The organism is Novosphingobium sp. (assembly GCF_036733805.1).
GTDB lineage: Bacteria > Pseudomonadota > Alphaproteobacteria > Sphingomonadales > Sphingomonadaceae > Novosphingobium.
Window position 1 is genome coordinate 49,360 of sequence record NZ_DAIMZT010000011.1, and the last position, 12,741, is coordinate 62,100.

At 64.0% G+C, this 12,741-nt stretch carries 14 protein-coding genes; 10 read left to right on the forward strand and 4 right to left on the reverse strand.

Annotated features, from left to right (window positions below; all coding sequences use genetic code 11):
* Positions 1-13: 13 nt before the first annotated feature.
* Positions 14-709 carry an OmpW/AlkL family protein gene (locus tag V7D69_RS04835; protein WP_324064120.1) on the reverse strand — a complete coding sequence of 232 codons (696 nt, stop codon included), beginning with the start codon at positions 707-709 and terminating at the stop codon, positions 14-16.
* Positions 710-939: 230 nt separating this feature from the next.
* On the opposite strand from V7D69_RS04835, the gene ccoN reads away from it, so the two are divergent.
* The 10 genes from ccoN to hemN are packed head-to-tail and all read left to right on the forward strand — an operon-like array spanning position 940 to position 10,346.
* Positions 940-2,628, forward strand: a complete 1,689-nt coding sequence (gene ccoN, locus V7D69_RS04840) for a cytochrome-c oxidase, cbb3-type subunit I (protein WP_333605198.1) — start codon at positions 940-942, stop codon at positions 2,626-2,628.
* A 25-nt stretch (positions 2,629-2,653) separates the two neighbouring features.
* The gene (gene ccoO / locus V7D69_RS04845; protein ID WP_333605199.1) at positions 2,654-3,403 is read left to right on the forward strand and encodes a cytochrome-c oxidase, cbb3-type subunit II; all 750 of its coding nucleotides are present in this window, start codon (positions 2,654-2,656) and stop codon (positions 3,401-3,403) included.
* Complete coding sequence (locus V7D69_RS04850; RefSeq protein WP_324064123.1) at positions 3,400-3,570, forward strand: cbb3-type cytochrome c oxidase subunit 3; 171 nt, start codon at positions 3,400-3,402, stop codon at positions 3,568-3,570. The genes ccoO and V7D69_RS04850 overlap by 4 nt, the downstream gene beginning before the upstream one ends.
* On the forward strand, positions 3,563-4,510 hold the full coding sequence (gene ccoP, locus V7D69_RS04855; RefSeq protein WP_333605200.1) for a cytochrome-c oxidase, cbb3-type subunit III: 948 nt from the start codon (positions 3,563-3,565) through the stop codon (positions 4,508-4,510). Before V7D69_RS04850 ends, ccoP begins: the two co-directional genes overlap by 8 nt.
* A gap of 20 nt (positions 4,511-4,530) precedes the next feature.
* Positions 4,531-5,985, forward strand: coding sequence for a cytochrome c oxidase accessory protein CcoG (ccoG, locus tag V7D69_RS04860; protein WP_333605201.1), 1,455 nt, complete (start codon positions 4,531-4,533; stop codon positions 5,983-5,985).
* Positions 5,986-6,480, forward strand: a complete 495-nt coding sequence (locus tag V7D69_RS04865) for a FixH family protein (RefSeq protein ID WP_324064127.1) — start codon at positions 5,986-5,988, stop codon at positions 6,478-6,480. It begins immediately after the preceding gene.
* Entirely contained in the window at positions 6,477-8,618 is a 2,142-nt protein-coding gene (locus tag V7D69_RS04870) for a heavy metal translocating P-type ATPase (RefSeq protein WP_333605202.1), read from the forward strand. Before V7D69_RS04865 ends, V7D69_RS04870 begins: the two co-directional genes overlap by 4 nt.
* A complete protein-coding gene (gene ccoS / locus V7D69_RS04875) occupies positions 8,615-8,764 on the forward strand; it encodes a cbb3-type cytochrome oxidase assembly protein CcoS (protein WP_324064129.1) in 150 nt (49 codons plus the stop codon). Before V7D69_RS04870 ends, ccoS begins: the two co-directional genes overlap by 4 nt.
* Positions 8,761-8,985: a hypothetical protein gene (locus V7D69_RS04880; RefSeq protein ID WP_324064130.1), complete on the forward strand. Its 225-nt coding sequence runs from the start codon at positions 8,761-8,763 to the stop codon at positions 8,983-8,985. Before ccoS ends, V7D69_RS04880 begins: the two co-directional genes overlap by 4 nt.
* 32 nt (positions 8,986-9,017) lie before the next feature.
* Positions 9,018-10,346 (forward strand): oxygen-independent coproporphyrinogen III oxidase, encoded by a 1,329-nt coding sequence (hemN, locus tag V7D69_RS04885; protein ID WP_324064131.1) that lies wholly within the window; start codon positions 9,018-9,020, stop codon positions 10,344-10,346.
* Between the two features lie 3 nt (positions 10,347-10,349).
* Here hemN and V7D69_RS04890 read toward each other — a convergent pair whose 3' ends face one another.
* From V7D69_RS04890 to thrS, 3 genes are all read right to left on the reverse strand, one after another.
* Entirely contained in the window at positions 10,350-10,622 is a 273-nt protein-coding gene (locus V7D69_RS04890; protein WP_324064433.1) for a histidine kinase, read from the reverse strand.
* Between the two features lie 231 nt (positions 10,623-10,853).
* Positions 10,854-11,531, reverse strand: a complete 678-nt coding sequence (locus V7D69_RS04895) for a spermidine synthase (RefSeq protein WP_324064434.1) — start codon at positions 11,529-11,531, stop codon at positions 10,854-10,856.
* On the reverse strand, positions 11,528-12,741 hold a 1,214-nt coding region (gene thrS, locus V7D69_RS04900; RefSeq protein ID WP_333605203.1), incomplete at its 5' end, for a threonine--tRNA ligase. The genes V7D69_RS04895 and thrS, both read right to left, overlap by 4 nt.

Here is a 12,741-nt window from a genome sequence, read left to right on the forward strand (position 1 = left end):
CGTTCATAAGCGTTCAGAATCGATAGGCCAAGCCGGCGCTAAGCACCCAGGGGTCGAGATTGTGCTTGGTTTCTAGCACTTTGGCGCCTGCAGCGTAGAACTTGGCCGTCGGCTTCATGAAATACTTCTTCGCGTCGAGTGAAATGCTATAGCCGCTTTGGCCCAACGGGATGTCGATGCCACCTTGTAGAACGGCCCCGACCGAGTTGGACATTTTGACCCGATCGACGCCGAGCGCCCGCGCGGTGGCGGCGGGCTTCTCACCGAACACCATGAACAGCGCCGGGCCCGCACCGATGTAAGGCCGGATCGGGCCCAGTTTCACATGATACTTCGCCGTGAGGGTGGCGGGCAGGATCAGCACGTGGTTCACGAGATTGGTGCCCGCAAGGTCCGCGGCGCCGTTGACGTGGTGCTGCGTGAAGCAGCAGATCGTCTCGACGGAGACGTTGCCGCTAAGGAAATACTCGATCGCCAGCGTGGGCACGACATTATCGTTCGCTTTGGTATCGATCTTGCTGATGCCCATCCCGCCAAGAGTAGCGGCGAGCGCAGGGTCGACGTATTTGATCTTGTCGATCCCGCCGTCGGGAAGCACGGCCGATCCCATCACCTTGACTTGGACTTTGCCGTCCGGGCTACCCGCCAAAGCAGGAGTGGCCAGCGTCGTTGCCGCGCTCAGCGCGGCGAGCATAATGGTCTTGCGCATAGAATCTTCTTCCATCGCCGCCGGGACCGCACCGCGCGATCCCCCCTCTTGAGCGGCTGCGGGGACATCTGTCCTACGGATCGGGGCGGGCGCATTTGATCGGGCGCAAATTCACGAAATTTCGCGGTTTATCGGGCGCTGCGCGGCATTTTGATTCCCGTCAATGAGCCGTCTCCCGTTTGCCTCCAAGGCACGGGGAAGGTTCAGCAACACTCTCGAAAGTGAAGCATATGGTAACGGTCCTCGCGCGGGCAGGCATGTGGCTTGCCGTGCTATTCCTTGCCGTCATCGGGATCGCCCTGGCGGCGGATGGCGGTTTTGCGATTCATATGGGAATCGTGGCGCTCGCCGCGCTGCTTGCGGCCTGGTTCACCATCCGCAGCGCCGATTACTCGGCGATCGCGCGGGGCGTGCTGAAGATGCCGGACCACGGCAGGTACGACGACGATCCGGTCCGTTGGGGCGTGATCGCCACCGTGTTCTGGGGCATGGCCGGGTTCGCCGCAGGGCTTTTTATCGCCCTGCAACTTACCTGGCCGCAGCTGGACCTCGCACCTTACCTGAATTTCGGGCGACTGCGTCCGCTGCACACTTCGGCGGTGATCTTCGCCTTCGGCGGCAATGCTCTGATCGCGACGAGCTTTTACGTGGTGCAGCGCACCTGCCGCGCCCGGCTGGCCTTCCCGGCTCTCGCCCGCTTTGTGTTCTGGGGCTATCAGCTCTTCATCGTGCTGGCGGCAACCGGCTATTTGCTGGGCATCACGCAAAGCAAGGAATACGCCGAGCCTGAATGGTACGTCGACTGGTGGTTGACGATCGTTTGGCTCGCTTACCTGGCCGTGTTCGTCGGCACCATCGTCAAGCGGTCGGAACCGCATATCTACGTCGCCAACTGGTTCTACCTGGGTTTCATCATCACCGTGGCGATGCTGCACGTGGTCAACAACCTCGACGTGCCGGTAAGCTTCTTCGGATCGAAGAGCTATCCGTTGTTCGGCGGCGTCCAGGGTGCGCTAGTGCAGTGGTGGTACGGCCACAACGCGGTCGGTTTCTTCCTCACCGCCGGCTTCCTGGCCATGATGTATTACTTCGTGCCGAAGCAGGCGGAACGGCCGATCTACAGCTATCGCCTATCGATCATCCATTTCTGGGCGCTGATCTTCCTCTATATCTGGGCGGGGCCGCATCACCTGCATTACACCGCCCTGCCGGACTGGGCGCAGACCTTGGGCATGGTTTTCTCGGTCATGCTGTGGATGCCGAGCTGGGGCGGCATGATTAACGGCCTGATGACCCTGAACGGCGCCTGGGACAAGGTTCGTACCGATCCGATCATTCGCATGATGGTGATGGCGCTGGCCTTTTACGGCATGAGCACCTTCGAAGGCCCGATGATGTCGGTCAAGAGCGTCAACTCGCTCTCGCATTATACCAACTGGACCATCGGCCATGTCCACTCCGGCGCGCTGGGCTGGAACGGGATGATAACCTTCGGCGCGCTTTACTATCTCGTGCCGCGCCTGTGGGGCCGAGAACGGCTCTACTCGCTGCGCATGGTCAATTGGCACTTCTGGCTCGCGACTGTGGGCATCGTCTTCTACGCCGCCAGCATGTGGGTGGCCGGCATCACACAGGGCCTGATGTGGCGCGAGTATGGGCCGGACGGTTATCTGGTGAACTCTTTCGCCGATACCGTCGCCGCCATGCATCCGATGTATGCGCTGCGCGCCTTTGGTGGCCTGCTCTACCTTTCGGGCGGGGTGATTATGACCGTCAATATCTGGGCGACCATTCTCGGCAAGCTGCGCGACGAAGCGCCGCTGCACCAGGCCGCTTACGATCCTGCAGCAGACAAGCCGATGGCGAGTTCCACGCCGGTCCATGCTGCGGCAACGGCCATTGCAACGGTTGACGCCTGAGCGCGACGAACAGGGAACCTGAATAATGACTACCATAGTCGAACGCCACAAGACGCTTGAACGCAATGTCACGCTTCTTGGCCTCGCCGCGCTTGTTACTGTCGCGATCGGCGGCATCGTGGAAATCGCGCCGCTGTTCTGGATCGACAACACCATCGAGAAAGTGCGCGGCATGCGCCCTTATACGCCGCTCGAACAGGCGGGCCGCGACATCTATGTGCGCGAGGGGTGTTATGTCTGCCACAGTCAGATGATCCGCCCCTTCCGCGATGAGACGGAGCGGTACGGGCATTACAGCCTCGCCGCGGAATCGATGTACGATCATCCGTTTCAGTGGGGTTCCGAGCGCACCGGCCCCGATCTCGCCCGCGTGGGTGGCCGGTATTCGGACAGCTGGCACGTGCAGCACCTGAAGAACCCGCAGTCGGTGGTGCCGGAAAGCGTCATGCCCAAGTACGCCTTCCTGGCTGACCGGGACCTCGACGTGCCGGACGTTGCCGCCAATCTCAAGGCGCTGCGCGATGTGGGCGTGCCTTACACCGATCAGGACATCAAGATGGCCCTCGCCGATCTCAAGGGGCAAGCTGATCCCGAGGCTGACGCGGGCGATCTAGCCAAGCGCTATCCCAAGGCGCAGATTCGCGATTTCGACGGCGACCCCTCCCGTGTGACCGAGATGGACGCGCTTGTCGCTTACCTTCAGGTCCTGGGCACCATGGTCGATGTCAACGGTGCGGCGGCGCAGGAGGAATTGGCATCGGAGCACGGGCGATGAGTGGGCACTCCCTTTACGAAACGCTGCGGCAGATCGCGGACAGTTGGGTGCTCGTGGCGATGGCGGGGATCTTTGTGAGCTTTGCCGCCTGGCCATTCCGGCCGGGTGCGAAAGCGAAGAACCATGAAGCAGCCAACATGATCTTCAAGGATGAGAACGATGGCTAACGCTAGCAATTCGTCGGCAGGCGCCGGCAGGCGGGTCGATGCGGCGACGAACACCGAGACCGTTGGCCATGAATGGGACGGGATCGAGGAACTCGATACTCCGATGCCGCGCTGGTGGCTCTGGACCTTCTACGCGACGATCCTCTTTTCGATTGGTTATGTGATCGCCTATCCGGCCATTCCGGGGCTTCACCAGGGCAGCCAGGGCCTGCTCGGCTGGTCAAGCCGCAGCCAGCTTGACAAGGAGTTGAAATCCGCCGCGGGCGACCGAGCCCGGACGGTGGCGGTGCTGCGGACCATGCCGATCGAGGACTTGCCCAAGCATCCCCAGCTGATGCACGCGGCCGTGGCCGGCGGGGCGGCAGCCTTCAAGGTCAACTGCGTGCAATGCCACGGCGCGGGGGCCGCAGGATCGAACGGCTTTCCCAATCTCAATGATGACGACTGGCTCTGGGGTGGCGATCTTGCCACGATCCAGCAGACACTGCTTCACGGCATCCGCCAACCCGGCGATGTCGAGACGCGGATGAGCCAGATGCCTGCCTTCGGCAAGGACGGCATCCTCACCCCCGCTCAGATACAGGATGTGACCAGCTACGTCCTCAGCCTGTCCGGCAAGGAGAGGGCCAGCGCAGCCTCGGGGCGCGGCGCAGCAGTGTTCCAGGCCAACTGCGCCGTCTGCCACGGGGCAGATGCCAAGGGCAGCCGCCAGTTCGGCGCGCCTAACCTGTCCGATGCCATCTGGCTCTATGCGGGCACGCGCGAAGCTGTCAGCGCGCAAGTCACTAACCCCCGTCACGGAGTGATGCCGGCCTGGGGCGGCCGCCTCGATCCGGTCACGATCAAGATGCTGGCCGCTTATGTGCATTCGCTGGGCGGAGGCGAGGCGTTCACTCAGGCATCGCCGCCGATCGGCGCGCCGTCGCCGTCGCCGCGGTAGTGTTCAGGCGGACGAGAGCAATGAACAGGCCCGAGCCCATTAAGACGGAAGACCAACCGTTCTCGTTTTACGAAAAGCGCGAGCCGGTGTTCAACCGGCGTATCGACGGCAAGTTCCGCCGCCTGAAATGGGCGATCATGGCGCTGTGCCTGGCAGTCTATTGGGGCACGCCATGGCTGCGCTGGGACCGCGGGCCTTATTCGCCGAAGCAGGCGGTGCTGGTCGATCTCGCGCATCGCCGCTTTTATATGTTCGGCATAGAGATCTGGCCGCAGGAGTTCTATTTCGTTGCCGGCCTGCTCATCATGGCGGGCATCGGGCTGTTCCTGGTGACCAGCGCGGTTGGCCGTGCCTGGTGCGGCTATGCCTGCCCGCAAACGGTCTGGACAGACCTGTTTCAGCATGTCGATCGCTTGTTCGATGGCGATCGCAATGCCCGCATGCGCCTTTACAAGGCGCCGTGGACGGCCGGCAAGATCGCCCGGCGACTTGCCAAGTGGATGGTGTACCTCGCAATCAGCTTTGCAACGGGCGGCGCCTGGATCTTCTATTTCGCGGATGCGCCGACGCTGCAGCATGCGTTCTGGACCGGCACCGCAGATCCGGTTGCTTATGCGACTGTGGCCGTGCTGACCATGACGACCTTCGTGCTCGGCGGGTTCATGCGTGAGCAGGTTTGCATCTACATGTGCCCCTGGCCGCGCATTCAGACAGCCATGCTGGACGAGAAGAGCCTGATCGTCACGTATAAGGACTGGCGCGGGGAACCGCGCGGCAGCCTGAAGAAGGCGGAACGTAACCCCGGCCAGTTTGGCGACTGCGTCGATTGCAACCAATGCGTTGCGGTTTGCCCGACCGGCATCGACATCCGCGAAGGGCCGCAGATCGGCTGCATCACATGCGCATTGTGCATCGATGCGTGCGACCGGGTCATGAAGGAAACCGGCCGTCCGCGCGGGCTAATCGATTACGCCACGCTGGAGGATGCCGAGCGCGAGAAGGCCGGCCAGCCGCCGACGCGCCATCTGAAGCTGATCTGGCGGCCTCGGACGGTCCTTTACTTTGCCGCATGGTCGTCCATCGGTCTTGCCTTGCTGTTCATGCTCGGCACTCGCGTCCACACTCAGCTCAATGTCGCGAAGGACCGCAACCCGCCGTACATCCTGATGAGCGACGGTTCGGTGCGCAACGCTTACACGCTGCGCCTGCGCAACATGGAGGGGCGGCCGCGCCGGATGGAGATCGCCATTCACGGCCTGCAAGGCGCCGCGATGTGGGCCGAGGATATGGACCGGGACGACGCGTCGACGGTGCTGACTCGTACGGTCCCCGCCGACGAGACGCAAAGCTTGCGCGTCTACGTAGTCGCACCCGCTACCGACGACGAGGATGAATTGACGTTCACGCTGCAGGCGGTGGGCGAGCCGCGAGAGGCAGACAAGGCCGAAGTGAAGTTCGACAGTCCGAGGAGGTGAATGATGGGATTCAGTCACGACAGCCGCATGCCCCAGGGGCTTGAAAGGCGGCTTCGCCCCTTCACCGGCTGGCATATGGCCGCGATCCTGCTTTCGGCCTTTGCCGTGGTCTTGGCCGTTAATGTCGTCATGGCCACGCTAGCTACCTCCACCTTTGGGGGCGAGGTGGTGGAAAACTCCTATGTCGCCAGCCAGGACTTCAATCGCTGGCTGGATGAAGCGGCCAAGGAACGGGCGCTCGGCTGGAAGGTCGCGGCCGCCCGCGACGGCGACGGGCGTGTGCGCGTCACGCTGACCGGCGTTCCGCGCGATGCTTCGGTGATCGCCGAGGCGCGCCATCCGCTGGGCCGCCTGCCTGACATGCAGCTTGGGTTCGCACCTGACGCCGCGGGCGCTTACAGGAGCGCCAGGCCGCTTCCGGCGGGGCGCTGGATGCTCCGCTTTGTGGTGAAGGCCCAAGGCAAGACCTGGCGTGGCGAGAGGCCGGTCTCATGAACGCCTCCGCCGCCGTGCTGACGGACGCCGCCGTTCCCTGCGTCGATAGTCGCTTCACCGTGCCCGGCATGCGCTGCGCCGGATGCATCGGCAAGATCGAGCGCGGTTTGAGCGCAATGCCCGGCATCGCCGTCGCGCGCGTCAACTTCTCGGCCAAGCGGGTGGCCGTCAGCCATGTGCCCGAACTGGCTGACGATGCGATCATCGAGGAACTGCGCAAGCTCGGGTTCGAGGCTGACCGCGCGGCGGAAAACCCGCTGGGCCGCGATGACGCTGAAACCCGGCGGCTGATGCGCGCGGTGGCGGTGGCGGGGTTCGGCATGATGAACATCATGCTGTTCTCCATCAGCATCTGGTCGGGGGCGGACGCGGTTACCCGTCAGCTTTTCCATTGGATCAGCGCGCTTATCGCGATTCCCGTAATCGCATATGCCGGGCGCACCTTTTTCGCATCCGCGTTGATGGCCTTGCGGTACAGGCGCACTAACATGGACGTGCCGATCTCGATCGGCGTGCTGCTGGCCACGGCGATGAGCCTCTATGAGACCGTGACCGGCGGAGCGCACGCCTATTTCGACGGCACTGTCATGCTGCTGTTCTTCCTGCTCGCCGGGCGGGCGCTGGACGCGATGATGCGCAATCGCGCCCGTTCCGGCATTGCCGCGCTGCTGGGCCGGATGGGGCGGGGCGCGCACGTGGTGCAGCCCGACGGGTCAACGCGCTATGTCGAGGCGAAGCGGCTGGCGCCGGGCATGGTCATGCTGGTCGCCGCCGGAGAAGCGCTGGCGGCTGACGGCGCGGTGATCGAGGGGCGCACCACCGTTGATTCCTCGATGCTCACCGGCGAAAGCGAGCCGCGTCCCGCCGGGCCGGGAGATGCGATTCACGCCGGGATGATTAACTTGGGCAACCCGGTTCGCCTTAAGATTACGGCGGCGGCGCAGGACACCGCCATTGCCGATATTGCGCGACTGATGGACGAGGCCGGGCAATCGCGCTCGCGCTATGTGCGCATCGCTGATCGGGCCTCGCGCGCTTATGCGCCGGCGGTGCATACCCTCGCGTTTCTGAGCTTCTGTGGCTGGTTGCTGGCGGGCGCGGGGATGCATCAGGCGCTGACGATTGCGGTGGCGGTGCTCATCATCACTTGCCCTTGCGCCTTGGGCCTGGCGGTGCCGGCGGCGCAGGTCGTGGCGGCCGGAGCACTCATGAAGCGCGGGCTGCTCATCAAGGACGGGTCGGCGCTGGAGCGGCTGGCCGAGGTGGACGAGGTCCTGTTTGACAAGACGGGAACCTTGACTCTGGGCGAGCCGCGCCCGACCGATCTTGCTGCGCTGAACGCGGGTGCGCGTTCAGTGGCGCTGGCGCTCGCGCAGTCGAGCCGGCACCCGCTCAGCCGGGGTCTGGCCTTGGCGCTCGGCGAAGCGGGTGCGGAACCCATCGTGCTTGATGATGTGACTGAAACGGCCGGCACCGGCATGACCGCGCGTTTCGAAGGCGGTGATGTCGCATTGCTGCGCCCCGAAGTGGAAGCGGGGGGGCTGGCGGTGGATCTGCTTGTCGATCGCACGCGCCTTCGCATTCCCTTCATCGATCCACTGCGCCTGGATGTGCATGAAACGATCGCGGCCTTGGAAGAAGGGGGCCTGCATTGCGGAATCGCGTCAGGCGACCGAGAGGAAACCGTGGCTTCGGTCGGCGGGCGGCTGGGCATCGTGGCGATCGGCGGGATGATGCCGGCGGACAAGTTGGACCTGCTGGGTCGGCGGGCAGCTGAGGGACATAAGGTGCTGATGATCGGCGATGGCCTGAACGACGGCCCGGCGCTTGCCGGGGCGCACGTCTCGATCGCGCCGGGCGGGGCAAGCGATGTCAGCCAGCAGGCGGCGGATGCGGTTTTCGTGGGGGAGCGGCTGATGCCAGTGGCGCTGGCAGTGCGCGTGGCCCGCGCGACCATGTGCATCGTCAAGGAAAACTTCGCGATGGCTGTGCTGTACAACCTGTTGGCCGTGCCGCTTGCCATTCTGGGATACGTGACGCCGCTGATCGCCGCCATCGCCATGTCGGCCAGCTCGCTTCTGGTGGTCGGCAATTCGTTGCGGCTTGCGCATGTGGCGGGTAAGGAGAAAGTCGCATGACTATTCTCGGCTTTCTCATCCCGCTTGCGCTGTTCATGGGGCTTGGTGGGCTGGGAGCCTTCTTCTGGGCCATGAAGAGCGGGCAGTTCGAAGATCTGGACGGCGCCGCCAACCGCATTCTGATCGACGAGGAAAACGTGCGTTGAAACGCGAGCTGGCCCTGCTTGGCGCGCTTGCCCTGTTTCCGGCGATGATCGGGCCGTTGCAGGCAGAGGCGCGCGGCATGGTCGCGCCGCTGTGTGGCGGAGGCTTTGTGAACGTGCCTGCCGGTTCTCCCGATCAGCCGCCGGGCCCGCCGCAGGGCCCGTGCTGTGCCAAGGGTTGCCACACGGGTTCTTCCCGCAAACGGCTTGATCGATCGCAATGACCTTTCGCTCTGGATGAGCGATCAGGCTTTGCATGTGGACGTATCATCCTGATCTTCTGGCGATTCCCGTACCCCGGTACACCAGCTTCCCGACGGCGGCGGAATTTGCGCCGGGCGTCGGGACCGGAGAACTGGTCACGGCGCTGGGGGGCGAGAAGGGGGACATTTCGCTCTACGTCCATATCCCCTTTTGCGAGAAGATCTGTTGGTATTGCGGCTGCAACACCAGCGTCGCCAACCGCACCGATCGCGTGGCCAGCTATCTCGATGCGCTTCACCGCGAGGTGGCGCTGGTGGCTGAACATCTGCCTCGAACGGCAAGAGTAACGCGCATCGCTTTGGGGGGTGGCAGTCCCAACGGCATTTCGCCGATCGACTTCGTGCGCATCGTCGATACGCTGACGGTAGAGTTCGCGATCCGGTCCGAATCGAGCGAGCGCCCGGTTATCTCGATCGAGCTGGACCCGCGCACTCTGGGCCCCGAATGGGCACCTGTGATCGGCGCGGTGCGGATTGAGCGGGCGAGCCTTGGCGTCCAGACGTTCGAACCGGCACTGCAGAAGGCGATCGGGCGCGTACAACCGGTCCGGATGATACAGAACGCCGCCGCGATGCTGCGGGACGCCGGAGTGCGCTCGCTCAATTTCGATCTCATGTACGGCCTTCCCAGCCAGACCATGGCGCATTTGAAGAGTTCGCTTGAACAGACCGTGGCCCTCGGCGCTGATCGGGTTGCGTTGTTCGGCTATGCGCACGTGCCCCACTTGATCCCCCGCCAGCGCAAGATTGACGCCAGCGCCCTGCCGGATGCCGAAAGCCGTTTCCGCATGGCCGCTTTCGGCCATGAGTTCCTGCTCGACCACGGCTATGTCCCGGTGGGCTTCGATCATTTCGCAAGGCCCGGTGATGCTCTGGCGCAGGCGGCGCTCAGCGGGACCCTGCGGCGCAATTTCCAGGGTTTTACAGAGGATCAGGCGCCGGCGCTCATCGGTCTGGGCGCGTCCGCCGTCAGCAGCTTTGCTGATTTGCTTGTGCAGAACGAGAAGAACACTGGACGTTACCGGATGCTGCTTTCGCAGGATCATCTCGCGGCTAACCGCGGCATTGCCCGCTCGCTTGACGACCGGCGGCGCGGCGCAGTGATCGAGGGGCTGCTGTGCCGGGCGCGCGCGCGAATCGAGCCCGACTTTGGCGCGGAGGCGCTGCCGGCGCTGCAAGCCTATTTCGATGCGGGCCTGTGCGAAATGGATGGCGCGGATCTGGTGATCGCGCCCGACGGCCTGCCTTATGCCCGCTCTATTGCAGCGCGCTTCGATCCTTATCGCAGGGATTCGCTGAGGCGGTTCAGTTCGGCGGTGTAAACGTCACGCATTGGTGTCGAACTCCACGCCGAACAGGTTTCCTTCCGTCCAGCGCACAAGGCCCCACAGTTCCCGCCCGTCCTCGAGCTGCGCGCGCACCACTTCGTTCAGCGCGGGCGCAACGCCGAGAGCCGCGGCGCTCAACCCCTTGGAGGAGATGTCGCGAACCATGACCTCGATCGCTTCTCCGCGCGAGTTGGTTAGCGCAAAGCGGGCGCATTTGTTGCGCCGGCGCTCTCTCGGGATCGGGGTCGGCTTAAAGCGGGTCTTCTCCATCCGTTCCCAGGACGGCAGATGCGCGCGGGGTTTAACAGGACCTCCAAAGCGGCGCGCGGCGAAAAAAGAATGCGGCTGCAACATTTGACCCCGATCAATGTTGCGAAGCGGCGGGTGCGCGAAAAGCGTTCCTGCCGGTCCGTGCCGCCGCCATCTGGCGCGGCATGAACCGCTTCTCCCCACCTCGGGCGGCCCAGCCTCGTGACGGGTCGCCCATTTTTTCTCTCACCGTTACGTCCGTCCGGCCCGCGCGAACCAGATCACGTGCTTGGGCCCTTTGCCGTTGCTGCGGGCGGAAACCTTCACTTCATCTACGTCAAAGCCGGCCTTCAGTAACCGGCGGTTGAACGCGGCGTCGGGCGCGGCGGACCATATCGCCAGCACGCCTCCCGGCGCCAGGGCCGCCTTGGCCGCGCGCAGGCCCGAGCCGGAATAGAGTATGTCGTTGTCCGCCCGCACCAGTCCGTCCGGTCCATTATCGACGTCGAGCAGGATGGCGTCATATTCGCCGAGCCCACCAGCGATGATAGGGGCCACGTCCGCCATGACCAGATTTACGCGGGCATCGTCAAGACAGCCTTGGGCAACTTGCGCCATGGGGCCGCGCGCCCAGGCGATGATCTCGGGCATGAGTTCGACGACCGTGATCCGCGCATCGGCGGGCAGCACTTTCAGTGCGGCGCGCAAGGTAAAGCCCATGCCATAACCGCCGATCAGCACGTGCGGCTGCTTCGCGCTCTTGATGCGCTCCGCCGACATCACGGCCAGCGCTTCCTCGCTGCCCCATTTGCGCGTGCTCATCAGCTCGTTGTGGCCCAGCACGATCATGAAGTCCCGGTCGTGCCGGTAAAGTTCCAGCTTCTCGCCACCGGGCACTTGCGCCGTGTCGAGAAGCTCGCGCTGGATCACGGCCGCAAATCCGGCGGGGTAACCTCGCCCTTGAGCATGGCGATCGCCTCGTCCAGGCTCATGACCTTCTGATGCTCGGCACCCAGGGTGCGCACCGCGACAGTGCCTTCCTCCGCTTCGCGCTTGCCGACGACGAGGAGGTGCGGGACTTTCTTGAGCGAGTGCTCACGCACTTTGTAATTGATCTTCTCATTACGCAGATCAATCTCCGCACGCACGCCCGCCGCTTTGAGCCTGGCGACGACATCGGCGGCATAGGCGTCCGCGTCCGAGACAATGGTGGCCACGACCGCCTGGACCGGCGCCAGCCAGACCGGCAACTTGCCGGCGAAGTGTTCGATCAGGATGCCGATGAAGCGTTCGTACGAGCCGAAGATCGCGCGGTGCAGCATGACCGGCCGGTGCTTGTCGCCATCCTCGCCGATATAGCTGGCGTCGAGCCGTTCCGGCAGCACGCGGTCGGACTGGATCGTGCCGACCTGCCAGGTGCGGCCGATCGCGTCGGTCAGATGCCATTCCAGCTTGGGAGCGTAGAAAGCGCCTTCGCCGGGCAGTTCCTCCCAACCGTATTCCTTGGTGGCCAGCCCCGCGCGGACCACCGCGTCGCGCAGCTCCGCCTCGGCCTTGTTCCACATCTCGTCGCTGCCGAAGCGCTTTTCCGGGCGCAGGGCAAGCTTGATAGAGTAAGTGAAGCCGAAGTCCTTGTAGATGCGGTCCGCCAGTTCGCAGAACGCCTGCACCTCTGCCACGATCTGGTCTTCGCGGCAGAAAATATGCGCGTCGTCCTGCGTGAACTGGCGCACGCGCATCAGGCCGTGCAGCGCGCCGTGCGGTTCGTTGCGATGGCAGCAGCCGTTCTCGTAAATGCGCAGCGGCAGATCGCGGTAAGACTTGATGCCCTGGCGGAAGATCAGCACGTGGGCCGGGCAATTCATGGGCTTGAGCGCCATCCACTCGGCCTCGTCGGAGACCAGAGGGCCTTCATCCTCCACGTTGGGCACTTCGTCGGGGATGACGAACATGTTCTCGCGGTACTTGCCCCAGTGGCCGGACTGCTCCCACTGGCGCGCGTCCATCACCTGCGGGGTCTTCACCTCGCGGTAGCCGGCGCCATCGATGGCGCGGCGCATATAAGCTTCCAGCTCGCGCCAGATGAGATAGCCCTTGGGATGCCAGAAGACAGAGCCGTGCGCTTCCTGCTGCAGGTGGA

Bases quoted from the DNA above. Each gene is read 5' to 3' on its own strand.
- V7D69_RS04835 (WP_324064120.1), bottom strand. From the start codon at position 709: ATGCGCAAGACCATTATGCTCGCCGCGCTGAGCGCGGCAACGACGCTG.
- ccoN (WP_333605198.1), top strand. From the start codon at position 940: ATGGTAACGGTCCTCGCGCGGGCAGGCATGTGGCTTGCCGTGCTATTC.
- ccoO (WP_333605199.1), top strand. From the start codon at position 2,654: ATGACTACCATAGTCGAACGCCACAAGACGCTTGAACGCAATGTCACG.
- V7D69_RS04850 (WP_324064123.1), top strand. From the start codon at position 3,400: ATGAGTGGGCACTCCCTTTACGAAACGCTGCGGCAGATCGCGGACAGT.
- ccoP (WP_333605200.1), top strand. From the start codon at position 3,563: ATGGCTAACGCTAGCAATTCGTCGGCAGGCGCCGGCAGGCGGGTCGAT.
- ccoG (WP_333605201.1), top strand. From the start codon at position 4,531: ATGAACAGGCCCGAGCCCATTAAGACGGAAGACCAACCGTTCTCGTTT.
- V7D69_RS04865 (WP_324064127.1), top strand. From the start codon at position 5,986: ATGATGGGATTCAGTCACGACAGCCGCATGCCCCAGGGGCTTGAAAGG.
- V7D69_RS04870 (WP_333605202.1), top strand. From the start codon at position 6,477: ATGAACGCCTCCGCCGCCGTGCTGACGGACGCCGCCGTTCCCTGCGTC.
- ccoS (WP_324064129.1), top strand. From the start codon at position 8,615: ATGACTATTCTCGGCTTTCTCATCCCGCTTGCGCTGTTCATGGGGCTT.
- hemN (WP_324064131.1), top strand. From the start codon at position 9,018: ATGTGGACGTATCATCCTGATCTTCTGGCGATTCCCGTACCCCGGTAC.
- V7D69_RS04890 (WP_324064433.1), bottom strand. From the start codon at position 10,622: ATGGAGAAGACCCGCTTTAAGCCGACCCCGATCCCGAGAGAGCGCCGG.